Annotated in this window: 25 protein-coding genes and 1 tRNA gene; 16 read left to right on the top strand and 10 right to left on the bottom strand. The window is 36.9% G+C overall.

The features are described from left to right. Positions 1-227: 227 nt before the first annotated feature. Both atpD and AB8E63_RS04215 read left to right on the top strand, forming a co-directional pair. Complete coding sequence (atpD, locus tag AB8E63_RS04210) at positions 228-1,634, top strand: F0F1 ATP synthase subunit beta (RefSeq protein WP_036757320.1); 1,407 nt, start codon at positions 228-230, stop codon at positions 1,632-1,634. A gap of 10 nt (positions 1,635-1,644) precedes the next feature. After that, positions 1,645-2,064, top strand: coding sequence for a F0F1 ATP synthase subunit epsilon (locus AB8E63_RS04215; protein WP_006148659.1), 420 nt, complete (start codon positions 1,645-1,647; stop codon positions 2,062-2,064). 43 nt (positions 2,065-2,107) lie between these two features. Here AB8E63_RS04215 and AB8E63_RS04220 read toward each other — a convergent pair whose 3' ends face one another. After that, a complete protein-coding gene (locus AB8E63_RS04220) occupies positions 2,108-3,121 on the bottom strand; it encodes a lactonase family protein (RefSeq protein WP_368910083.1) in 1,014 nt (337 codons plus the stop codon). A gap of 188 nt (positions 3,122-3,309) precedes the next feature. On the opposite strand from AB8E63_RS04220, the gene AB8E63_RS04225 reads away from it, so the two are divergent. The 4 genes from AB8E63_RS04225 to AB8E63_RS04240 all read left to right on the top strand — a co-directional run bounded on the left by AB8E63_RS04225 (position 3,310) and on the right by AB8E63_RS04240 (position 7,086). Next, positions 3,310-4,473 carry an AI-2E family transporter gene (locus AB8E63_RS04225; RefSeq protein ID WP_368910085.1) on the top strand — a complete coding sequence of 388 codons (1,164 nt, stop codon included), beginning with the start codon at positions 3,310-3,312 and terminating at the stop codon, positions 4,471-4,473. Next, entirely contained in the window at positions 4,463-5,695 is a 1,233-nt protein-coding gene (locus tag AB8E63_RS04230; protein WP_368910086.1) for a tetratricopeptide repeat protein, read from the top strand. The genes AB8E63_RS04225 and AB8E63_RS04230 overlap by 11 nt, the downstream gene beginning before the upstream one ends. 170 nt (positions 5,696-5,865) lie before the next feature. Beyond that, positions 5,866-6,702 carry a DegV family protein gene (locus tag AB8E63_RS04235; RefSeq protein ID WP_049495720.1) on the top strand — a complete coding sequence of 279 codons (837 nt, stop codon included), beginning with the start codon at positions 5,866-5,868 and terminating at the stop codon, positions 6,700-6,702. A 108-nt stretch (positions 6,703-6,810) separates the two neighbouring features. Next, positions 6,811-7,086, top strand: coding sequence for an HU family DNA-binding protein (locus tag AB8E63_RS04240; protein ID WP_004253345.1), 276 nt, complete (start codon positions 6,811-6,813; stop codon positions 7,084-7,086). Positions 7,087-7,851: 765 nt separating this feature from the next. Here AB8E63_RS04240 and AB8E63_RS04245 read toward each other — a convergent pair. The 7 genes from AB8E63_RS04245 to AB8E63_RS04275 form a co-directional block, all read right to left on the bottom strand. Continuing rightward, positions 7,852-8,310: a hypothetical protein gene (locus AB8E63_RS04245; protein ID WP_368910088.1), complete on the bottom strand. Its 459-nt coding sequence runs from the start codon at positions 8,308-8,310 to the stop codon at positions 7,852-7,854. Positions 8,311-8,474: 164 nt separating this feature from the next. Further along, positions 8,475-9,716: a MobV family relaxase gene (mobV, locus tag AB8E63_RS04250; protein ID WP_368910089.1), complete on the bottom strand. Its 1,242-nt coding sequence runs from the start codon at positions 9,714-9,716 to the stop codon at positions 8,475-8,477. 317 nt (positions 9,717-10,033) lie between these two features. Next, positions 10,034-10,435 (bottom strand): hypothetical protein, encoded by a 402-nt coding sequence (locus AB8E63_RS04255; protein WP_368910091.1) that lies wholly within the window; start codon positions 10,433-10,435, stop codon positions 10,034-10,036. Positions 10,436-10,470: 35 nt separating this feature from the next. Beyond that, positions 10,471-11,346: a replication initiation protein gene (locus AB8E63_RS04260; RefSeq protein WP_061409370.1), complete on the bottom strand. Its 876-nt coding sequence runs from the start codon at positions 11,344-11,346 to the stop codon at positions 10,471-10,473. A gap of 292 nt (positions 11,347-11,638) precedes the next feature. Then, positions 11,639-12,280: a hypothetical protein gene (locus AB8E63_RS04265; RefSeq protein ID WP_368910093.1), complete on the bottom strand. Its 642-nt coding sequence runs from the start codon at positions 12,278-12,280 to the stop codon at positions 11,639-11,641. A 3-nt stretch (positions 12,281-12,283) separates the two neighbouring features. Then, positions 12,284-12,616 (bottom strand): replication initiator protein A, encoded by a 333-nt coding sequence (locus AB8E63_RS04270; protein ID WP_368910240.1) that lies wholly within the window; start codon positions 12,614-12,616, stop codon positions 12,284-12,286. An 8-nt stretch (positions 12,617-12,624) separates the two neighbouring features. Next, the gene (locus AB8E63_RS04275; protein ID WP_117644319.1) at positions 12,625-12,903 is read right to left on the bottom strand and encodes a DNA-binding protein; all 279 of its coding nucleotides are present in this window, start codon (positions 12,901-12,903) and stop codon (positions 12,625-12,627) included. A gap of 156 nt (positions 12,904-13,059) precedes the next feature. Here AB8E63_RS04275 and AB8E63_RS04280 point away from each other — a divergent pair, with 156 nt between their 5' ends. After that, positions 13,060-13,656 carry a helix-turn-helix domain-containing protein gene (locus tag AB8E63_RS04280; RefSeq protein WP_368910094.1) on the top strand — a complete coding sequence of 199 codons (597 nt, stop codon included), beginning with the start codon at positions 13,060-13,062 and terminating at the stop codon, positions 13,654-13,656. A 64-nt stretch (positions 13,657-13,720) separates the two neighbouring features. Then, on the top strand, positions 13,721-14,878 hold the full coding sequence (locus AB8E63_RS04285; protein WP_368910096.1) for a tyrosine-type recombinase/integrase: 1,158 nt from the start codon (positions 13,721-13,723) through the stop codon (positions 14,876-14,878). 104 nt (positions 14,879-14,982) lie between these two features. On the opposite strand, the gene AB8E63_RS04290 is transcribed toward AB8E63_RS04285, so the two are convergent. Both AB8E63_RS04290 and AB8E63_RS04295 read right to left on the bottom strand, forming a co-directional pair. Further along, positions 14,983-15,225: a type B 50S ribosomal protein L31 gene (locus AB8E63_RS04290; RefSeq protein WP_004253349.1), complete on the bottom strand. Its 243-nt coding sequence runs from the start codon at positions 15,223-15,225 to the stop codon at positions 14,983-14,985. A 92-nt stretch (positions 15,226-15,317) separates the two neighbouring features. Next, positions 15,318-16,256, bottom strand: coding sequence for a bifunctional oligoribonuclease/PAP phosphatase NrnA (locus tag AB8E63_RS04295; RefSeq protein ID WP_368910097.1), 939 nt, complete (start codon positions 16,254-16,256; stop codon positions 15,318-15,320). A 103-nt stretch (positions 16,257-16,359) separates the two neighbouring features. Here AB8E63_RS04295 and AB8E63_RS04300 point away from each other — a divergent pair, with 103 nt between their 5' ends. The 8 genes from AB8E63_RS04300 to AB8E63_RS04335 all read left to right on the top strand — a co-directional run bounded on the left by AB8E63_RS04300 (position 16,360) and on the right by AB8E63_RS04335 (position 22,070). Continuing rightward, positions 16,360-16,803 (top strand): flavodoxin, encoded by a 444-nt coding sequence (locus tag AB8E63_RS04300; protein WP_004253355.1) that lies wholly within the window; start codon positions 16,360-16,362, stop codon positions 16,801-16,803. A 114-nt stretch (positions 16,804-16,917) separates the two neighbouring features. After that, complete coding sequence (locus AB8E63_RS04305) at positions 16,918-17,184, top strand: chorismate mutase (RefSeq protein ID WP_006148651.1); 267 nt, start codon at positions 16,918-16,920, stop codon at positions 17,182-17,184. Then, a complete protein-coding gene (gene crcB, locus AB8E63_RS04310) occupies positions 17,181-17,555 on the top strand; it encodes a fluoride efflux transporter CrcB (RefSeq protein ID WP_368910098.1) in 375 nt (124 codons plus the stop codon). The genes AB8E63_RS04305 and crcB (AB8E63_RS04310) overlap by 4 nt, the downstream gene beginning before the upstream one ends. Then, positions 17,549-17,878 (top strand): fluoride efflux transporter CrcB, encoded by a 330-nt coding sequence (gene crcB / locus AB8E63_RS04315; RefSeq protein ID WP_368910100.1) that lies wholly within the window; start codon positions 17,549-17,551, stop codon positions 17,876-17,878. The genes crcB (AB8E63_RS04310) and crcB (AB8E63_RS04315) overlap by 7 nt, the downstream gene beginning before the upstream one ends. A gap of 118 nt (positions 17,879-17,996) precedes the next feature. After that, complete coding sequence (gene rplS, locus AB8E63_RS04320; RefSeq protein WP_001068669.1) at positions 17,997-18,344, top strand: 50S ribosomal protein L19; 348 nt, start codon at positions 17,997-17,999, stop codon at positions 18,342-18,344. A gap of 41 nt (positions 18,345-18,385) precedes the next feature. Further along, a tRNA-Arg gene (locus AB8E63_RS04325) sits at positions 18,386-18,457 on the top strand. A 568-nt stretch (positions 18,458-19,025) separates the two neighbouring features. Next, a complete protein-coding gene (locus tag AB8E63_RS04330) occupies positions 19,026-19,160 on the top strand; it encodes a helix-turn-helix transcriptional regulator (RefSeq protein WP_204373575.1) in 135 nt (44 codons plus the stop codon). A gap of 42 nt (positions 19,161-19,202) precedes the next feature. Then, complete coding sequence (locus tag AB8E63_RS04335; RefSeq protein ID WP_368910110.1) at positions 19,203-22,070, top strand: ATP-dependent DNA helicase; 2,868 nt, start codon at positions 19,203-19,205, stop codon at positions 22,068-22,070. Positions 22,071-22,076: the final 6 nt, after the last annotated feature.

The following is a 22,076-nucleotide window of genomic DNA, read 5'->3' on the forward strand; positions in this document are numbered from 1 at the left end:
AGCTCGTATGAAAATGAACTTATACTCAATGAAAATCAAAGAGCAAACTAGGAAGCTAGTCGCAGGTTGCTCAAAGCACTGCTTTGAGGTTGTAGATAGAACTGACGAAGTCAGTAACATATATACGGTAAGGCGACGCTGACGTGGTTTGAATTTGATTTTCGAAGAGTATTAGGACCTAGTTGAGCTAGGAACCGACAGTATCTTATACAGAATAGGAGAAGTAGATGAGTTCAGGTAAAATTGCTCAGGTTATCGGTCCCGTTGTAGACGTCATGTTTGCAGCAGGTGAGAAACTACCAGAGATTAATAATGCACTTGTCGTCTACAAAAATGACGAAAGAAAAACAAAAATCGTCCTTGAAGTAGCCTTGGAGTTGGGAGATGGTATGATTCGTACCATCGCTATGGAATCAACTGATGGCTTGACCCGTGGTTTGGAAGTATTGGACACAGGTCGTCCAATCTCAGTGCCAGTTGGGAAAGAAACTCTAGGACGTGTCTTCAACGTTTTGGGAGATACCATTGACTTGGAAGCTCCTTTTGGTGAAGATGCAGAGCGTCAGCCAATTCATAAAAAAGCACCAACTTTTGATGAATTGTCTACCTCTTCAGAAATTCTAGAAACTGGGATCAAGGTTATCGACCTTCTTGCCCCTTACCTTAAAGGTGGTAAGGTCGGACTCTTCGGTGGTGCCGGAGTTGGTAAGACCGTATTGATCCAAGAATTGATTCACAACATTGCCCAAGAACACGGTGGGATCTCAGTATTTACTGGTGTTGGAGAACGTACTCGTGAAGGGAACGACCTCTACTGGGAAATGAAAGAATCAGGCGTTATCGAAAAAACAGCCATGGTATTTGGTCAAATGAATGAGCCACCAGGAGCACGTATGCGTGTTGCCCTTACTGGTTTGACAATTGCTGAATACTTCCGTGATGTAGAAGGTCAAGACGTTCTTCTCTTCATTGACAACATTTTCCGTTTCACACAAGCTGGTTCAGAAGTATCTGCCCTTTTGGGTCGTATGCCATCAGCCGTTGGTTACCAACCAACCCTCGCAACAGAAATGGGTCAACTGCAAGAACGTATCACTTCAACCAAGAAGGGTTCTGTAACCTCTATCCAGGCCATTTACGTGCCAGCGGATGACTATACTGACCCAGCGCCAGCAACAGCCTTCGCTCACTTGGACTCAACAACTAACTTGGAACGTAAATTGGTTCAATTGGGGATCTACCCTGCCGTTGACCCTCTTGCTTCAAGCTCACGTGCCTTGGCACCTGAAATTGTTGGAGAAGAACACTATGCAGTAGCTGCAGAAGTTAAACGTGTTCTTCAACGTTACCATGAGTTGCAAGATATCATCGCCATCCTTGGTATGGATGAACTTTCTGACGAAGAAAAGACTTTGGTTGCTCGTGCACGCCGTATTCAGTTCTTCTTGTCACAAAACTTCAACGTTGCGGAACAATTTACAGGTCAACCAGGTTCTTATGTTCCAGTAGCTGAAACTGTTCGTGGCTTCAAGGAAATTCTTGACGGTAAATACGATCACCTTCCAGAAGATGCCTTCCGTGGAGTAGGTTCAATCGAAGACGTTATTGCTAAGGCTGAAAAAATGGGATTTTAAGAGGTGATCTATGGCACATTTAACTGTCCAGATCGTGACACCAGATGGCCTCGTCTATGATCACCATGCCAGCTTTGTATCGGTACGAACTCTGGATGGTGAGATGGGGATCTTGCCACGACATGAAAATATGATTGCGGTTCTAGCAGTTGATGAAGTAAAGGTTAAACGCATCGATGATGATACTCATGTGAACTGGATTGCGGTAAACGGAGGAATCATTGAGATTGCTAATAATGTTATTACCATTATTGCTGACTCAGCTGAACGTGCGCGCGATATTGATGTTAGTCGTGCAGAACGTGCTAAACTTCGTGCAGAACGTGAAATCGAAGAAGCACAAGACAAACACTTAATCGATCAAGAGCGCCGTGCTAAAATTGCATTGCAACGTGCTATTAACCGTATTAATGTCGGAAATAAATTATAAAATAAAAAATGAACTTGTTAAATCAAGTTCATTTTTTTATGTCCTATTTATTGAAACTGATGCAGACTGCTTCAGGAACCTGAAATTCATTAGAGAGTTCTGCCAGTCTACCAGTTTCAGGATTGCGCTTAAAGACTGTCGCGTTATCAGAATCCTGGTGAACAGCGATAAGGAATTCTTGGTCAGGTGACAAATCAAAATCACGTGGATTTTTCCCATTGGTTGGAACAATCTCTAATAATTCCAAGCTTCCATCTGCTAAAATGCTATAAACAGCGATAGAATCATGGCCTCGGTTAGAAGCGTAGAGGAATTTGCCATCTTTAGAAAGACGAATAGCCGCAGTACCATTAAAACCACTATAGTCATCTGGTAAGGTTGAAATGACCTGCATTTGTTCAAATTCTCCGACTCCATCGTAAATCAAAACTTCAATCGTACTGTTGAGTTCACAGATGAGATAAGCAATCTTGTAGTGGTGGTGGAAAACAAGGTGACGAGCACCAGCGCCGGGATTACAATTGTAAGTTGCTAGTTTCGTCAACTTTCCTTCTAGATCGACATCATAGGTAGTGACTTCGTCAGTACCTAAGTCACAGGTTACCAAATATTGGTCTGGTGTTAAATCTGTGTAGTGTACGTGGGGAGAAGCTTGGTTTTCATGTGGACCATGGCCAGTGTGTTGAACTTTGTCTGCCAATTCAAGACAGCCATCATTTTTACGTTTATAGACTAGAACTTGACCTTTATGATAGTTAGCGCCATAGACTAGCCCTCGTTTCTCATCAACTGCAACATAGCAGTGAGGAGCACCTTCTTCAACGACGTGATTCAGGAGGACACCATCAGTTTTGTATGCGGCAATTCCCCCTTTGCCATCATGGCTTCCAACCGTGTATAAATGATGGTCTTGATCAAAAGCTAAATAGGTTGGACTTGGTTCTGCTGCAAAGAGCTCTAGATTTGAGAGTTTGCCTGTTTCTGTATCAAAATCAGCCTTGTAGATCCCTTGGGAAGTCCGTCGTGTATAAGTTCCAAAATATACTATTTCTTTCATATTCATACCTCTAGAAAAAGATAATTCAATTATAACATAAAAAGGCCTGCTAGATGAAAAATCTAGGTCAGAAAAAACAGCTCTTCCCTTGTCAAGAAGACAAATTTATCCCTTGCTAAAAGACTATAAAAAACCCTTATTTTTCTTAAAACATGGTATAATATTAGGACAAAGGAAAGGAAGAAAAAATGGAACAAAAAGAGAAACACTTTACTTTATCTTGGTTTTTTAAATGGTTTTTAGACAATAAAGCGACCACTGTTTTCTTGGTGACCTTGTTATTAGGTCTCAATATTTTTATTCTCAGTAAAATTAGCTTTTTATTTTTCCCAGTTATAGACTTTTTATCAGTAGTGATGTTGCCGGTTATCTTATCGGGTCTACTTTTTTACCTCTTAAATCCACTAGTAGATCTGATGGAGAAGTACAAGATTAACCGTGTCTTAGCCATTAGTATCATCTTTATCATTATTGCCATTCTCTTGATTATTGGACTAGCCGTTGCAATTCCAAACCTTCAACGTCAAGTAGTAATTTTTGCGCAAAATGTCCCAAGTTATCTCGAGGATGCTGATAGAGTCATTAATGACCTTGTAACCAAGCATTTGCCAGATGACTTTAGACCCCAACTGGAGCAAGTTTTAGCTAATTTTTCAACACAAGCAACTGCTTGGGCAAGTAATATTTCTTCTAAGGCTGTTAACTGGGTAAGTGCTCTTATCAGTGGAACGTCACAGGTCATTGTCGCTCTGATCATCATGCCATTTATGCTCTTTTATCTCCTTCGAGATGGAAAAGGACTTAGAGACTATATTACTCAATTCTTACCAAATAAATTGAGAGAACCAGTTGGTAAGGTTCTTTCAGAAGTAAATCAACAACTTTCCAATTATGTTCGAGGGCAAATTACAGTGGCTGTAATCGTCGCCATCATGTTTATTATCTTATTCAAGATTATTGGACTTCGTTATGCTGTTACTTTAGGTATTACAGCTGGTATTCTCAATTTAGTTCCTTATCTTGGTAGTTTTCTTGCTATGATTCCAGCCCTTGTTTTGGGTTTGATTGCTGGTCCTGTTATGCTCTTAAAAGTTATTATCGTTTTCATTGTAGAGCAAACTATAGAGGGACGTTTTGTTTCTCCACTGATTTTGGGTAGCCAATTGAATATTCACCCAATTACCATTCTTTTTGTACTGTTGACTTCAGGATCCATGTTTGGTATTTGGGGTGTATTGCTAGGTATTCCAATCTACGCTTCCGCAAAAGTAGTCATCTCAGCAATTTTTGATTGGTATAAAGGAGTTAGTGGACTTTATGAGCCAGTAGAGGAGACTGATCGTGAACAATAGTCAACAAATGCTCGAAGCCTTGGAGCAACAAGATTTATCAAAAGCAGAATCTTTTTTCCAAAAAGCCCTGGATGAAGATTCAGATGAAGTTCTTCTTGAACTTGCTGCATATCTCGAAGGGATTGGTTTCTATCCACAGGCAGCACAAATCTATGAGAAATTAGCGCCGAAATTTCCAGAAGTCTACATCAATCTAGCTGCAATAGCTGGTGAGGATGGATTGATTGAGGAGGCTTTTGATTATTTAGAGAATATTGGTCTGGAAAGTGAATGGTACGTATCAGCTCTTGCCTTAAAAGCAGATTTATATCAAATGGAAGGATTGACAGATGTTGCTCGTGAGAAGCTTCTAGAAGCTCGTAGCTACTCTGATGACCCTCTCCTAATATTTGGACTAGCTGAGCTAGATAGCGAGCTAGGAAACGATTTAGAAGCCATTAAAGGCTATGCTCAATTAGATAATCGAGTTATCTACGATCAAACTGGAATTTCGACATATCAGAGAATTGGTCTTGCTTATGCACGTTTAGGTAAGTTTGAATCTGCAATAGAATTTTTAGAGAAAGCCTTAGAATTAGAATATGATGACCAAACAGCCTTTGAGCTTGCAAGTCTTTATTTTGACCAAGAAGACTACCAGAAAGCCGTACTATACTTTAAACAACTAGACACTATTTCTCCAGATTTTGAGGGTTATGAGTATGGTTATAGTCAAGCACTGCATAAGGAGCATCAGACAGAAGAGGCTCTTAAAATAGCTCAACAGGGCTTGTCAAAAAATCCTTTTGAAACTCGGCTCTTACTCCTTGCATCTCAGCTATCTTATGAGTTGCATCAACCTGAGCAAGCAGAAGCTTATCTGATTCAAGCACAAGAAAATGCTGATGACCAGGAAGAAATTTTGCTACGCTTAGCTACCATATACCAAGAACAAGAAAGATACGAAGATATTCTAGCTTTAGCAGTCTATGAACCTGAGAACCTCTTGACTAAATGGATGATTGCTCGAAGCTATCAAGAGACTGAAGAATTAGATGCAGCATATGATCTCTATAAGGAACTTGCTACTGAACTAAAGGACAATCCAGAGTTTTTGGAACAGTTTATTTATTTGTTAAGAGAACTCGGTAAGCTAGAAGAAGCAAAAGACTACATTCAATCCTATCTACAATTAGTACCCGATGATTTACAAATGCAAGATTTGTATGATTATTTATCTTAAATACAAAAGATAATCACCAACTATAGGTGATTTTCTTTTTTTATTAAAAAGAAGTATAAATTGCTTTAAATTTAGATGGATTGAGTATGAACTTTTAGCATTTTTTTGATATAATTGTTATAGTTATAAGTTGAATAATCAACAATAGTAAAAATAGAAAGATTAGCAAAATGACAAAAGTAAAAATTGTAACAGATTCTTCGGTTACTATTGAACCGGAAGTGGTTAAAGAATTTGATATTACTGTTGTTCCACTATCTGTAATGATTGATAGCGTCCTTTATTCAGATGCAGATCTTGAAGAAGGAGAATTTCTTCGCTTGATGCAAGCTAGTAAAAATCTTCCTAAGACTAGTCAACCACCAGTGGGACTCTTTGCAGAAATTTTTGATGATTTGGGTAAGGATGGTAGTCAGATTCTAGCTATTCACATGTCCCATGCTTTATCAGGAACTGTTGAAGCGGCTCGTCAAGGAGCAAGTTTGTCAACAGCAGATGTCACTGTTTTGGATAGTTCATTTACAGATCAGGCCTTGAAGTTCCAAGTTGTGGAAGCTGCTAAACTAGCTCAAGAAGGAAAAGACCTTGAAACTATTCTAACCCATGTAGAGGACGTAAAAAATCACACTGAACTCTACATCGGTGTTTCAACTTTAGAAAATCTTGTAAAAGGTGGTCGAATTGGCCGTGTTACTGGTTTGCTGAGCTCTTTACTTAATATTCGAGTAGTTATGCAAATGAAAGACCATGAGCTTCAACCGATTGTCAAAGGACGTGGTTCAAAAACCTTTAAGAAATGGTTGGATGAGTTAGTAGCCACTCTTTCAAATCGTTCAGTAGCTGAGATTGGTATTTCTTATGCAGGTACAAATGAATTTGCAAACGAGATGAAAGCTGTTCTACAACCTTACGTTGAAAAACCGATTTCAGTCCTAGAAACAGGCTCAATTATCCAAACTCACACCGGAGAAAACGCCTGGGCGATCTTAATTCGCTATAATTCCTAAAAAAATGAAGAAAAATTGAGATAAAAGGTGTTTTTGACTTGACCTAAAAGGAATTTTAGGTTATGATTATAAGTGTTAATTAGAAATAATTTTGGAGGATTCATTAACATGGCAAACAAACAAGATTTGATCGCTAAAGTAGCAGAAGCTACAGAATTGACTAAGAAAGATTCAGCAGCAGCAGTTGACGCTGTATTCGCAGCTGTAACTGAATTCCTTTCAGCTGGTGAAAAAGTTCAATTGATCGGTTTTGGTAACTTCGAAGTTCGTAAACGTGCAGCTCGTAAAGGTCGCAACCCACAAACTGGTAAAGAAATCAAAATCAAAGCTTCTAAAGTTCCAGCATTCAAAGCTGGTAAAGCTCTCAAAGAAGCAGTTAAATAATGATTTTATAAAAAGTCTGTCATATTAAGTGACAGGCTTTTTTATTTGTAGGGAGCATGAAAGTAGTAGGGGAAGTTAAAATAGTACTTCTAGTCGAACTACATTTGAAAAACTCATCGATGATGTTCATGAAAGCAATAAAAAAACAACTCCGAATCGAAGTTGTTTTCGTTTAACCGTATACAAATGATGCGGTTGATTATTTGAGACCGTATTTTACAAAGATATACTCTATAGTGTTTAAATCCTTATTAAATCAACGTTTCTAAAAGAGATATAGCTGTAAAATATTATATATATACCGTATTGTTAAACCAAGACGGTACCAAAAAGGTACCAAAAATTAAGGTTTCGGAGCTTATAAAATAAAGAAAGATGTCTCAGGTGTTTGAGATTTTTTTTTGGCAAGAAAAAACTCTTGAATATAATCCAAGAGTGAAACAAATAGGACCAGTGGTGGCACGGGTTCTTTACAGCCTAAAGCTGAAGGCAGTACCTCACCTGTACTTGAAACAAGTACCTTTGAGCAAACTGTTACCAGTCACCCGACAAACATCCTATCCTTAGTTATAGTTTAGGATAAATAAGAGAGAATGTCAATAATAATTTTTATTAACTTATATAATTTATCTTAAAAATCGTCGTAGCGCTTTAGTTGACTGTCGTACTGAGCGATCAAGAAAGCGTAATGCAGAAAATGCAAGCATCCAACCAAATAGTGTTTTTCTCATAGCGTTACCTCCTCACTAAATAGTCTACCACAGCTTATTTTTTAGCTGCGATTCCCTCGACGGTCTTCTTTTTGAAAAAATCGATTTTTTCAATCGGAGTCATATTGCGATATGTTTTGATAAAATCACGATAAACCAGGTACTTTTTTTCAGGGTCAAGTAAGTCATTAAAGAGTTTAATAACTCCAGTTTTAAAGCTATCAATATCCTCAATAACAAGAAGAATATAAGGTGATTTTTGTATTAGATGGATGTTATAGTTATCCTTGAGGCGAATTTCTAAAACATTGATAGCCAGGGCATTTGACCAAAACGATTCTCCCTGTTCATCTGAAGTAAAATAAGGCTCAATAATGCTGAGTGGATAGGCTGATGGTATATAGTTCCCAGTGATTTCCTTAAAAACTGACTGTAGGAAACCCAGTAATATTTTTCCGGAAAATGTACCGGGTTGTTTAATTTTGTGTACTAAAGGTTTGTTAATATTGTTCATCTTTTTCTCCTTGTTCATTTATTCCATGGTTCTCTTGACAACAAGTAACCTAGTCTTTTTTAGCCTTTGGCAATCGGTCGTCAGCTTTTCAGCCTGACGACTCGACTGACTTTAGTCTAAAGTCGACTAGCTTGTTATCAAGAGACTTTCACGGCATAAAGTGCTTAAAATATATTTTTTTCAATCATATTTTTAACACTTCGAGCGACTGACATAATGGTTATTCTTGGTGGACGTATTTGATTTATGACATGTAACATTCTGCTGAATTCTTTAGGGTGCATGTAATTTCTTGCTGTTTTGCGCCAAAGTGCAAGTTTTTTATTTACGGCATTTAATTGCTCACCTAATCGTTTTATACTTTCATTGAGTTTTTTATTTGCGTGTTTTAGTTTATCGACTTCTGATTTTAGCGTACGATTTTCAGACAATATATGATCACTCTTCATCAGTTCTTTAGCTAAGTTATTCTGTTTAGAAAGTGATTGCTGTAATTGATGTTCAAGTTTGCTGTTTTCGTGCCTTAGCCTATTATTATCTAGGGCATTTTGGGAGGCTGTATGAAAGAGTCTGTCATAGGTTGCTTTATCCATTTTTAGTTTACCGTCAAATGTACGTCTGACTAATTTGTCTTTTTTCATTTCTTCAATCTGTAAAGGTTGAATAGACTCTAAAACAGCTATATCATCTAGTAAAGCATCTTTCTCTTTTTCGTGTTGCTTGATTTTTTCAGTAGCTTGCTTTTCCTGTTTTTCTAGTTGCTTTAGTTTTTCGGTTTTATCAACTATCTTTTTATCAGTATCATCTAGTAAGCGTTGCTTTTCTTTAAATTCTGCTGTTTCGAGGTGTTTCTTCTTGCTATCAGACTCACCACGTTGCAAATTATATCCATGTTCGTTTAGGTATCTAGGAAATGCCTCCTGGATCTCTTTCAGTTGGTCACGACTGCCAAATAATGACTTAGAGCTTAACTTGCCATTTTGCATAGGTACAAGTCCTAAGTGCATATGTGGCGTACTCTCGTCAAGATGTACCATAGCATAAGCGATATTACTATTACCGTATCTTTCAGCAAAGAAATTTTTTGCTGTTTCAAAAAAATTCTTAATCTGATCCGGACTCATATTTTCAAAAAATGCCTTGTCTGATGTAATAATCCATTCGTTACACAAAACGGCATCTTTACGTAGAGCACGTTTGGATATTTTATTATCGTTGATGTATTGTTTTATCTGTCTATCGTATGGGATAGAGCGGTCACGGTCGGTTAATTCATAGTTTAGGTGAGTTTTTTCCGGGTCAATATCCTTGTTCGAGTGATTTTCAAAAATTCGTTCATTGTGACGATAGGCACCACCAAGATTTCCAGATTTCATTTTTTGCATCCTAGCTACTGCGTAACTCATAGCTTGTTCTCCTTTCTCGGCTCAAAGGGTCGCCGAGCTGGTGGCGGAAGATTGCCACCAGGACTAAGTGACCCATAGGGTAGATTTTTTCCTGAAGGATCGGCACGACTTCCATGTAAAGTGTAACGCACTACACTTTACTCCGTAAATGTGCGTTCTCCGAAGGGTCTTGCAGACGGCACATCGCTCCGAATACAGGAGCGACATCGAACCACCTCTCGAGCCACAAGAGGAGTTTCGACTATACTCGCCGAAGCGAGTAGGGCACTCTATCAGTGCCCCAGGGTCGGACGCTTCGCATTGTCCGACAAATGCCGTCAGAAGACGGCAAAGGCTAAAGCTGCAAGGAAAGCTATAGATACAGTAGTGAGTGCAATCATTAAGTAAAATCGATGTTGTTCCAATCGTTCAGCATAATCTGTCCAAGCTTTTAAATTTTGTTGCTCACTCTTCCTATAGCCTTTCAATAGTTGCAAATCTTGTTCTAGTTGTTTGCCTTGTTCTTTAGTCTCCTCTAATTCTTTCTCAAGTTTAATCACATCATTTTCAAAATGATAATCTTCAAGTATTCTAATGCCTATTAAATCAAGGTTTTCAACCTTTTGGTTGTCTAGGTATAAATGACCTTTCAACCTCTCTTTATATTTTGGAGATCGTATCCGTTTATAGATGGATTGACTACTAACTCCCAGGCTATCAGCGTAGTCTTTTATTCTCATTTTAGGCCTCGTAACTCCTTGTTAATACTGGATTTTCAACCAAATGGTTGAAAGCTATTTTTTGTTTCTCTTCCCCCATAATAAGCAAGCTGTTTTTCTAATATTGGTCGTTCATGTTTTAATAAATCTTTCATCAATTTCAGATAGTCAATATCAGATGTTTTATAGGTTTGTAAAAGTTTCTTGTATTTTGTACGTGTGTTTTTACTGACTTTGTTCCAGATTCCTTTATCACGAGTAAGGGCAAGTAAGTAAAGTTGAGCCTCTATGCCTAAACCTTCAAAGTTAAACGGTTTAAAGATAACAGAGTCAATGACTTCAAATATTTCTTCAACCGAGCGACTGCGGAGCTGAAATTCTAAGCGCCACCAATGCTGGAACTGCTGGGCAAATTTCTTGTCTTCATCAGAGCCATTTTCTAATTGTTCAACTTTTTTGTTATAGAGTCTGATTTGCTTTTCTGACCTGGAGGCGCCTAGATATTTAGTTTCTAGTTTTCCATTCTGGTCTCTCCATTCTTTGGTAGCAGTAGGGCGGCCTTTCTTTTCAAGAATAAACTCACTACAATCAACTTCAAATATATCAAAAGCTAAATCGACTCGAGAGATTGCAATATCTTCAAGATATGGTATAATTGTATCTAAGATATTAATATCAATCTGTCGGAGTTTATTGGGGTTAAACTCTATCCTGAAAGGGCGAGCATTAAAGGCTTGTCCTTTTAATTTGTCGTAGTCTAGGAGGAGTCTAACGTGACTTCCGTCCCGAGTGATTGCTCTAAACATATCAGTCATTGCAGTCTGGACGATAATGGCTGTATGACTTTCTATCAAACTTTTGAGATCAAGGAGTTTGATAGGTTTGATATAAGCTGTAATAGTGATGTTGTCCAAGCTAACTTTTAATTCCAAATCAACCTCCTTTCTTGTAGAGGTCGCCTGTCGGCGCCTCTTTTTTGTCTGCGCAAAGACCTCCGTAAAATGACATTCTTGGGGGAGCAACCCCAAGCCGACTTCGTCGGACCATTTTCATTTTGCTACGGTCAAACTTGCCAAAAAATGGGTGCAGTAAAATCCCACGAAATGGGAACATAGCGGGCTGTTAGAGGAGCCCGCGCTATAAATTTTGAGAAAGCTCAAAAATTTAGTCTCAAAATCTCATTTTCAAAATATTTTCATAGTTGTTTTCATAACTGTTTTAGGACTAGAAATTTTGTAGATCTGAAACAGATTTTTGAAAAAGGTCAACTCTTTCAATCAAAAATACTTCTAGGATTTTTTCGATGATATCTTCAGGTGGGATCTGCTTGTTTTTCTTGTATTTAAAGAATCGGTCTTTAGCTTTTTTGATTTCTCCTAAATCGTCAGATACATCAGCAAATAACAACTTATGCAATTCAAACCAAGGTAATTCAGATTGTTTACGTACAACCTCGAAGTTTCTCCAAAAACGTCTACCTTCATCTAGCTTTTCAAATTTCCTAAATAAATTCTCTCGTTCTACTTTACGGTATTCTTTTGGTAAAAGTGCCCCCACGTACTCCGGAGTCATGTTTGAATAGATTGCTTCTTTTGTTACAACAATGGGGAGCTTTAAGGAACTATCTACGTCTTTCAAAATCTTTCTAACAAATTGACTAAGTGTAATTTGTGTATTTAATTTATACTTCAACATCTTAGTACTTAACAGTTCAAATATATCAGTTGACCTAAAAAGCCATTCCATCAACGTTTTAGTATCGATATCTTTACTTGAGAATACTTGATAGTCAAGCTGATAGCTATCCAATCGTGACTGGATAGCCTGATTAAGTGCTGTATCTTTTCCAAAATAAATCTTTATCATTGTTTAAACCTCGTTAATATAAGTCATGTATGGTAAGTTATGATTATAATAGCTTGTATTCCATTGCCTTTCACGTTCAATTAAGTTGACAGATTCCAAGCGTTGTAAAACGGCTACCATAGTCGATCTGGCGCAGGAAAATTTTTTGGCTAGATCCTCAATTCTATATGCTAGGTAAATATTTCCTTCATCATCTACCCAACCTTTCTCTATTGCCTCTTCTTGTTTGTTTCTTAGCACAGAATAGACAATAACATCAAGAGGTATCAAATCCTTATAGAAATCGTCTTGAAATAAGACTTTAGGTATTAAGTAATAATCTTTTTCATAATCAATCATATTTCTCACCTTTCATATTGTTGTAACCATTGAGCGACTTTGTGTTTATCGTACAGGGTCACTCCATCAATGACCATGTGAGGCATGCCTTCACGTTGCCATTTGACAATGGTAGTAGTGGATACATCAAGCCAACGGCACAAGCCTGCCATACGAACCATAGGTTTATAGAGTTCCTGGTCCTCAAGGGCTTTCTCGATAGCTTTCTGAAGCATGTTATCGTAGCGAGCAAGCAACTTCTTTTCGGCTGCTTTTGGGAGATGAATGGTAAAGTTTTCTGTCATATTCTGACCCCTTTCTTAATTTTATAAGCTCCGAAACGTACAAATATGTACGTTTTAATAAATAATATCATACTTTTTTGTACGTTGTCAATTATTTTTGTACAAATTTGTATAAAAATGATAAAATAACCTTATTACAAAAAAGGAGAGATGAAGTTGAGTAAGTTAGATCCATTTGAAAAAACTCCAAATCGAATTGGAGAATTAATTAATAGCAGTGATAAGAGCCTGAAACAAATAAGTCAGGAGATAAATATTAATTATGAAACTTTATCAGCGTACAAAAGGCAACTTAGACGCCCCAAAAAAGAAAATGCTAAAATTCTAGCGGAATATTTTGGCGTATCTATCCCTTACTTGTTGGGGCTTGATGATAACCCTGTATTAGTCAATCCAGGATCAGCCAAGGAAATTTTTAAAGGCTTCGCCAAAGTGCTTCAGGGAAAAAGTACGATTGAAAATAAAATCACTCAATGGACTCCTTTTAGAGAAGATCTTGCTATTATACTTGCAGAGCTCAATCGGTCAGAGGCATTGTCTGATTACATTGATTTTCTAGCAAGTAAAAAAGACTTTAACCCTATTTTAGTTAAAGCTATTAAGGAATTTATAGCTGATGAGAAACAAGGCCTTATTCCTTTCTTGATTAACAAATCAGGAGCAGAAGACTCCCCTTATCATTATGTCTGGGAGGCATGGGTAGAGACTCCTGAATACAAGAGACGGCAAGAAGAGAAAAAGCGTAAGAAATAACTGACAATCATGATTTCTTTATTTTATAAGCTCCGAAACCTTAAAAAATAAAGGAGAAGTTAGAATGTCTATTATTAAATATAAGGCTAAAAAGTCTAAATCAGGCTATCTTTATAAGGTTAGAATCTACAGGGTGATTGATGGCAAACGTCAGGACTTCTTTAAAAGCGGTTTTAAGAGCCTTAGAGAGGCTAGACAGTATGAAGCTATGATTTACCACAAAAAAGCGTCAGGAGACCTCTCAGGGCTTCTGAGAGCCTCTGAGAGACGTTTTGATGAAGTTTTTGAGGAATGGTTCAAAACTTATCAAAACACAGTAGAGAGGACGACAAGCGTCCGTACAGATGATTTGTTTAGAATCCATATCTTGCCAGTTCTTGGAAAGATGAAAATTTCCAAAATTACTCCTTGGCACTGCCAGGACTTTATTACCGAAAAAGGTCAGACTTTTAGAAATATCAAACAGGTAAAATCTTATACTAGCCAAGTGTTTGATTTTGCTTTGAAAATGAAATTGATTACAGACAACCCAATGAAGCAAACGATACTCCCAAAAAGAGAGCGGAAGAAGTCAGATAACTTCTTTAGCGTTGAGGAGTTGCATGAGTTTTTAGCTATTATTAAGGCAGAAGAGCCTTATAAAAACTATGCCTTATTTCGTTTGTTGGCCTATAGTGGCTTAAGGAAAGGGGAGCTGTATTCTTTGAGGTGGTCTGATATTGATTTTGATAATCAATTACTTTCTATCAGCAAAAATCTAGGTAGAATCAAAGGGAAAGCAGTTGAGAAAAGCACTAAAAACAGGTTTTCCATACGGCAAATCCCTTTAGATACTGAGACAGTCTCGATTTTGAAAGAGTGGAAACAAAAGAGCAGAAGAGAAAAGGGGCAACTGTCAGTTACCCCATTGATTGATAGTGATTACATGTTTACGTTTGTTGGCCGAGATGGAAAGATAGAGCCTTTATACCAGGACTATATCAATAGTGTACTGAAGCGCATTATCAGGAAACATGGCTTGAAGAAGATAACTCCTCATGGTTTCAGACATACTCATGCTACCTTGATGATTGAAACGGGTGTAGATCCTGTTAATGCAGCCAAAAGGTTAGGTCATGCAAGTAGCCAGATGACCCTGGATACTTATAGCCATTCTACAGTAGCAGGAGAGAAGAAAGCTATCACAAAATTTGTAGATTACCTGGATAGTGCAAAAGGTTAGTTTTCCAAGACGGTACCAAAAACGGTACTAAAAATAAAAAAAGCCAATTCCAATTTCTTGGAAAAGGCTTTGTATCAACGTTTTTAAGCAATAAATGCGGTTGATTATTTGAGACCGTATTTTTTGTTGAAACGATCCACGCGTCCATCTGCTTGAGTGAACTTTTGACGTCCAGTGTAGAATGGGTGTGAGTCTGATGAAATTTCCACACGGATCAATGGGTAAGTTTCGCCTTCGAACTCAACTGTTTCGCTAGAGCGTTTTGTTGAACCGCTAAGGAATTTGTAACCAGTAGTTGTGTCCATGAAGACAACTGGGCGATATTCTGGATGGATATCTTTTTTCATTTTGCAATATTTCCTTTCTGCCATGGTCTCTTTGCGAGCCATAGATTGTTACCATACTAGTCTATCAGATTCTGAAAAGTTTGGCAAGCTTTTTATCTATTTTTCAGCAAGTTTTTTAATTTTTGGTAGATGAGCTCATTCTCTTCTAAACTATAGGAATTAGCTCCACTAGCAAGAGGATGGCCACCGCCATCATGCTCTTTTGCAACTTCATTGATTGGGACAAATTTACTGCGAAGACGTACGCGGTAGTGACCATCTGCTTGCTCCACAAAGATTCCCCAAAGGCTAACAGTATCAATACGGCCCGGAGCTCCAACGATGGCTGCTGTTTCCGCATCAGTAACTTCGTATTTCCTCAAGATTTCTTGGGTGAGAATAACACGCGCAGCACCATTTTCATCAACTTCTAAGTGATCATAGACATAACCCTGCAGTTTAGCAATCTTAAAGCTCATAGTGTCCATTTTACGCATCAATTCAGCGTAGTCAAAGTTATGTTCTCTGAGTTGACTTGCGATACGAAGCGTACGTGCAGAAGTAGAAGGGTAGAGAAAACGGCCGGTATCACCAATAATTCCAGCGCAGAGCATTTTAGCAGCGTAGTCGGATAATTCTAAGTTAGTTGCTTCAGCAAAAAGAGCAATCATCTCACTCGCACTACTTGAATTAGTATCAACCCAAACAAGATCGCCGTAGACTTCATCATTTGGATGGTGGTCAATTTTGATAATAGTCTCAGCCTTAAGATAACGTTTATCATCAATACGTGCTGTGTTTGCTGTATCACAGATAATGGTAAGTGCACCTTGATAGTCTGTGTCCTCTACCTGATCCATTTTAGCAAGCCAAGTTAAGGTTGGTTCATTAAAACCAACTACTTTTATCGTTTTTTCTGGGAAATGATGCTCAAGCAAGGCTTTTAAACCTACCTGACTCCCCAGAGCGTCAGGATCTGGTTTCATATGACGGTGGATGATAATAGTATTGTATGCTTTGATTTTTTCTAAAATTTGATGGCAAATTTCCATAAATAACCTCAATTCTTTCTCATTTCATTGTAGCACAAGAGTTTTTATTTTTAAAATGAAAAAGATGTGATATAATGGAGAAAGATTAATTGAGGAGGACCTTATGGCATTAGCAAAAATTGTATTTGCCAGTATGACCGGTAATACTGAAGAAATCGCTGATATTGTAGCAGATAAATTAAGAGAATGTGGTTTAGAAGTGGATGTTGATGAGTGTACAACCGTTGACGCTTCTGACTTTTTAGAAGCAGACATCGCCATTGTCGCAACCTATACCTACGGAGATGGAGAATTACCAGATGAGATGATGGACTTCTACGAAGATCTAGCAGACCTCAACTTGAGCGGTAAAATTTATGGTGTAGTCGGATCAGGTGATACTTTCTACGATGAATTCTGTAAAGCTGTTGATGACTTCGACCGAGTATTTATCGCCACTGGAGCTGAAAAGGGTTCAGAGTGCGTTAAAGTTGACCTTTCTGCCGAGGAAGAAGATATTGAACGCTTGGAGCAATTCGCTGAAGAATTAGCTGCTAAAGTAGGATAAGCATGAAGTGCACTGATGAAAATTGTCAGTGCAGTTTTTATTAAGCAGGATTAGGACTTTACTAGCCTATTTAGTGCTTTTTTGGTACAATAGTTCAATTAAAAAGGAGACTCTATGGATTTAGATAATATTCGACAAGAAATCGATAAAATCGATGACCAGATCGTTCAACTTTTAGAAGAGAGGATGCATTTAGTTGAAGGAGTAGTTGCCTATAAAAAAGCTTCAGGAAAACCTATTCTAGATACTAAAAGAGAAGAAGTTATCTTTGAAAAAGTCAAAAGTCGTGTAGGCAATAAAAAATACGAAGATACAATTGTTGAGACTTTTTCAGATATTCTCAAACGTTCACGTGATTATCAGGATAAAACGATCAAATGAAAAAAGAACAATTCTATCCACTAGGAATCTTTCTAGCTGCCATGTTAGGAGGATTAGTCCGATATCAGATATCTAAATGGTTACCAGCGAGTCCAGACTTCCCATGGGGGACATTGATTGTCAATTATCTAGGGATTTTCTGCTTGGTCTATCTTGTGAAAGGATATCTGGTTTCTAAAGGAAGCAGTAAAGGTGTCATTCTAGCACTTGGAACAGGATTCTGTGGCGGCTTAACGACATTTTCTAGTCTCCTATTAGATGCAGTGAAATTGCTGGACACAGGGCGCTATCTGAGCTTAGTCATCTATTTACTTTTGAGCATCGGCGGTGGACTTCTATTTGCTTATTGTCTAGGGAGGAAGAAATGGTAGTATTTTATCTAGCGCTTGCTTGTGGACTGGGTGCTCTTGTTCGTTATTTCTTTTCACGTTATAATCAGGGTTCAGTACTGCCTCTAGGAACTCTCATAGCCAATATTCTGGGCTGTTTTCTGATTGGCTTATTTTACAATCATGTGGAGTCGAAAGAAGTCTATCTTATCCTTGCGACAGGTTTTTGTGGTGGTCTGACGACATTTTCAACCTTGAATGATGAACTCCAAAGACTGCTCAATGACAAGAAGGCATTTTATAGTTATTTACTTGTGACTTACTTGGGTGGTTTGCTTGCGATTTTTTTAGGAATTTTACTTTAAATTTCTTTACTTTTTCTATGAAATTTGGTAAACTGTATCTTGTGTGTAATGGACGCACAAAAATACAGTTTATCCGCTGAGGAAGTTTCCTCAAGATTGACAAAGATAGGAGAATAAAATGAATCCATTAATCCAAAGCTTGACTGAAGGTCAACTTCGTACAGATATCCCTTCATTCCGTCCTGGTGACACTGTTCGTGTACACGCGAAAGTTGTCGAAGGAAACCGTGAACGTATCCAGATTTTTGAAGGTGTTGTTATTGCACGTAAAGGTGCTGGCATCTCAGAAAACTACACAGTTCGTAAAATCTCTAACGGTGTAGGTGTTGAACGTATCTTCCCAATCCACACTCCACGTGTTGAAAAGATCGAAGTTGTTCGTTACGGTAAAGTACGTCGTGCGAAATTGTACTACTTGCGTGCTCTTCAAGGTAAGGCAGCTCGTATCAAAGAAATCCGTCGTTAATTCGATGAAAAAACTCTGCTGCAAGGCAGGGTTTTTCTCTAGCTCCCTTAGTTCAATGGATATAACAACTCCCTCCTAAGGAGTAGTTGCAGGTTCGATTCCTGCAGGGTGCGTTCAAGAAGCGTAAAGAAGCGTATAGAATATTCAAAGTGTTTATTTAATGACTTTTCCACAATTTCATTTTTAAAATAATTTAGTATTTTTAATTTTTTTGAATAACTCTTGCCTAATTTTTGAACAAAAACTAATTCAAATCTTATCAGAATAGAATAAAGTAGATCAGGTGACTGGTCTATTTTATTGTAATTAGTTGTTTGACTCTTCATTATTCAGATTTTAAAATAGTCAAATACAATAATATTTTAAGGGTTAAGAATCTTTCGATTTAATCCAGATTAAGAAATTTTGTCAAGATTTATATTGAAAATATTCTGTCAAGTAAATTAGATGATTCATTCGTATCTGATTACCAAAATGCAGGTATTTTATGATATAATTTTATAGATAATATATTTAAACATGGTCTATTCTAAAGCTAATGATTGCGATTTCAAATTTAAGAATATTTAGCAAATTTATTACTAGATAAATGGATTTTTACCTAGTTGGAAAAGACCTTCCGGAGAAATTAAGATCAAATTATGATATAAAAAATTATTGGTAAAACTTGCTGAATTGGAAATGAAGAGAACTCAGTTTTCGTCAGCAAAACTTAGAAAAGGAGAAAACACAACAACGGATGTACTTCTAAAAATATGTGGATATTTGAATTGTGATATTGACAAAATTGTTGAAGTTGTACAGAATGAAGAATAAGGTTAAGAAAAAGTAAATCATAATAAAGAGGTATGAAAATTTATGTTTGATTTTGGAAATGCAAATGATGGACAAAGGAAAGCAATTTCTACTACAGAGGGGCCGGTTCTTATTACTGCCGGACCTGGAACTGGAAAGACTTACACTTTGGTTCAAAGAGCAATTTATTTAATTGAAGAATGTGGAATAAAACCTGAAGAAATATTTATTGCTACTTTTACAGAAAAAGCAGCTAAGGAGTTAATTACGCGTATCACAAATGAATTGGTTAGTAGAGATATCTCTGTTAATGTCAATGAGATGTATGTGGGCACGTTTCATTCTTTGTGTCTACGAATTATAAAAGACAACCTTGAATATACGAGATTAAAAAAAAATTACAGGCTTCTAGATACTGTTGATCAGCAATACCTAGTTTTTAGGAGTATCTATAACTTTAGAACAATTGCAGGGATTGAAAATGTTATGCCTAGAGGTGGAGCATGGAAATGGGCACAAGCAATTTGTGAGCTATCAAATAATTTATCGGAAGAACTTGTAGATTTCAATTTAATGTTAGAAGATCCAGATGTTGAAATTTCTACTATTGCAAAAGTAGTAAGTGTTTATCAAAAAATGCTTGATGAGGAAAACTTGGTTGATTTTTCGTCTATCCAGACTGAATGCTATAGAATGCTTACAGAAAATTCAAATATTCTTGAATCGTTAAGAAGTAGTATTAAATACATTATGGTCGATGAATACCAAGATACAAACTATATTCAAGAACAGATAGTATTCCTTCTAGGAAATCATGAGAATATTTGTGTTGTAGGAGACGATGATCAAGGTCTTTATCGTTTTAGGGGTGCAACCATCCGAAATATACTGGAATTTCCTTCAAAGTTCGATGAAGGAAAATGTGAAGTTATTCCCTTGGTAGTGAATTATAGATCAGATAGTGATATCGTTGATTTCTATAATAAGTGGATGGATACTACTTCAGGATCAAAATTTAAATTTGAGTGGGGAAAATATAGATATTCAAAAAGAATTGAGCCACATGAAAAGTCTCCTATAAATAGTACTTGTGTTGCAAAATTAGCTAGTAAAGACGATGAGGATGAATGGCATGAGAATATCCTTAACTTTATAAATTGTCTTAAAGAATCAGGAAAGATACAGGATTATAATCAACTAGCTTTCTTATTTAGTTCAGTAAAGCATGAAAGAGTTATTAGTCTAGCTAGATTTTTGGAAAATAATCATATTAATATTTATTCACCTAGGTCAGATATGTATTTTAAAAGAGATGAAATCATGCAGACTATAGGATGTCTTATGCTGATGTTTCCTAATTACGTAAATGGATTGGAAAAAGGAGAATATAAATACTTAGATACTAAACATTATTCTTACTTTAGTGACTGTATCAAAGCAGCTAATGAATTTGTGACTAAGCCTGAAAATATTGAATTGAAAAGATTTATTAGAGATCATGGTAAAGAGCATTTCTCTTTAGCTTCATCGTCTTCTGGAACGACAGATTATACGTATTCAGGATTAATTTACAGATTATTTATGTTTAAACCGTTTAGTGATATATTGGATACGGATCTAGAATTAGGAATTGTTGATATTAGACCAGCGAGAAACCTGGCCAAGCTAACTCAAATAGTCGGCAAGTTCGAGTATCTGCATAATATTGACGTCATCACTGGAAAATATATCTTAAAGAATACAGAACAATTATTCAATATGTATTTGAAACTTCTATATGATGGCGGAATCGCAGAGTATGAAGACGATGAAGAATATGCACCGAGTGGATGTGTATCATTCCTTACAATTCATCAATCAAAAGGTATGGAGTTCCCAGTAGTATTTGTTGATTCGCTTAGCAATGTTCCTAGAAAAAGCTATAAAGATATTTTAAGCCATATAGAGGAAAAGTATTATCATCGTGAGGCTTTCGAACCACATGATGTAGTGAAGATGTTTGATTTCTGGAGACTTTACTACACAGCATTTTCTAGGGCACAGAATTTATTGATTCTAACATGTAATGAAAACAAGAATTCACCAAGCAAATACTTTAAAGAGGTGTACGATGAACTTCAACCTATTGCGTCAATTGATCTAAATGAATTTGATTTTAAAAAGGTGAAGAACGTGAATTTAAAAAACACATTTTCATTCACTTCTCATATTTCAGTATATGAAACTTGTGCACTTCAATACAAATTTTATAAAGAGTTAGAATTTATGCCGATTCGTCAGGGTGACATGCTTTTTGGTACTTTAGTTCATCAAACAATAGAAGATGTTCATCGTGCAGCCTTGAAGAATGAAACAGAGAAGATTTCCACTGAGAATATTACAAATTGGTTTGCAAGTAACTATATATCACTTATTAAGAGAGAACATGGATACTTAGCTGAAGGACAACGTAATGCAGCCTTAAATCAAGTTCTTCGATATGTAGAACGTCAAAATGGTAACTGGAGTTCAATTCAACAAGTAGAGGTTGACGTTAGTTTAGTGCAGCCAGATTATATCATAGAGGGTAAAATAGATCTGGTAAAAGGAGAGAATGGGACTGTAGAGCTCGTAGATTTTAAGTCTGAGAAGAAACCAGATATGGAAAAAATGAGAGACCGACTTGAACATTATCGAAGACAGCTTCATATTTATGCTTATCTTATTGAGCAGAGAACAGGTCAGAAGGTCAGCAAAATGCATTTATACTACACTGGTGAGGAAGATGGTAATCCGATGATTAGCTTTCCTTACACCAAAAGTGCTATCGATGGTACTGTGGCTGCATTTGATGATACTGTGCACAAGATATTAAGAAAAGACTTTAAAAATTGTTCGAATGATGCAAAAATTTGTTCGAACTGCGATTTCAGGCACTACTGTCATAAATAATCTTAC

The organism is Streptococcus sp. oral taxon 061 (assembly GCF_964211575.1).
GTDB lineage: Bacteria > Bacillota > Bacilli > Lactobacillales > Streptococcaceae > Streptococcus.